The organism is Catenulispora pinistramenti (genome assembly GCF_018274385.1).
GTDB classification, from domain to species: Bacteria; Actinomycetota; Actinomycetes; order Streptomycetales; family Catenulisporaceae; genus Catenulispora; species Catenulispora pinistramenti.
The window spans coordinates 1-811 of sequence record NZ_JAAFYZ010000512.1 but is presented as its reverse complement, the minus strand read 5'-3'; the positions used below and the strand labels follow the sequence as shown (position 1 = coordinate 811).

The window sequence follows — 811 nt, the reverse complement described above, 5'->3', positions numbered from 1 at the left end:
GGTGGCGCGGACACGGGGGTGGCTCCTTTCTTTGTGGGGCGCGGCGTGGCGCGTCACGGCTGCGGCCGATGCCTTACGGGGCGTCGCGCCCGCCCGCCGCGGTGCGCGATGCCGCCGTGCTTCGGCGGGTTTGCTTTCGGGTTTTGCTTTCGGGCTTTGCCTTAGCTCTATGCGCTCAGCCCTACGCACTCAGCCCTACGCACTCAGCTCTATGCACTCCACAGCCGCACCACCTCACCGCCGTCCCTGATCTCCGCAGCCACCCCGGGCCGCCGCTCGGCATCCCCCGAATGCGTCGGCGCGCCCATGCCCGTGCCCGCGTCTATCTCCACGCCTGTGCCCGCGTCCATCTCCGCACCTGTGCCCGCATCCATCTCCGCGCTCCACTCGCGTACCGCTCCGTCGGCCGCCGGCAGCCACAGCCGAGCCGTGCGCTCCCGGCCCGCGGCGCCACGACCGCCGGCGACGACCGTGACCTGCCGTCCGGTCAGATGCCCGGTACCTTCGCCGAGCCCGGACCACGCCGCGTCCGTCAGCCGCAGCCGCAGATCGGCGCCCGGCCAGTCACCGGCCACCACCAATGCCGCACCGCGCTGCCGAACCGTGCGCCGGATCCGGGCCCCGATACGCCGCACCTGCTCACCCCCCGGCCGACGCGGCGGCCGCACCAACACCAGGTCCACCGCACCGGCCAGCACAGTCACCGCCTCAGCCCACCGCTCCCCGGGCTCGTCCAGCATCAGGAAGCGCCCGAGATCGGCCCCCATCCCCGAAGCCGCCGCGATCCCGAACGCCGGCAGCCCCACCACCC

1 protein-coding gene is annotated in these 811 nt (G+C 73.7%); it reads right to left on the bottom strand.

Going from position 1 to position 811, the window contains the following annotated elements:
- Positions 1-209: 209 nt before the first annotated feature.
- Positions 210-811: DnaE2-dependent mutagenesis accessory factor ImuA' (gene imuA', locus KGQ19_RS48750; RefSeq protein WP_212022474.1), on the bottom strand; the 602-nt coding region annotated here is incomplete at its 5' end.